We start from the raw sequence: 244 nt of genomic DNA on the forward strand, positions 1-244 counted from the left end.
GGACCAACCTGTACTTCCCTGCCCCCTTCGGCGTATTCGGCGACATCGTCGGCGGCCCGGTCAAGCCGGTGATGGGCGGCGGCGTGCTGGACTTGCCGGTGACCGTGGGCAATGGCAAAGGCTGGCTGGCCAGATCCTGGCTCAGCCACACCCATTACTGGAGCGAACGAGGCGGTACACAGGGTTACCTCAGTGCACTGGGCAAGGATGAACAGGCGATCACCCAAGGCCCGCGCCCTTCGGC

1 protein-coding gene is annotated in these 244 nt (G+C 65.6%); it reads left to right on the plus strand.

The window, feature by feature from the left end; genetic code table 11:
- A partial coding sequence (locus AAEY98_RS22595; RefSeq protein WP_351019872.1) for a hypothetical protein occupies positions 1 to 244 on the plus strand: 244 nt, incomplete at both ends.

Origin of the sequence: Shewanella sp. AC91-MNA-CIBAN-0169 (assembly GCF_040310165.1) — a bacterium.
Lineage (GTDB): Bacteria > Pseudomonadota > Gammaproteobacteria > Enterobacterales > Shewanellaceae > Shewanella.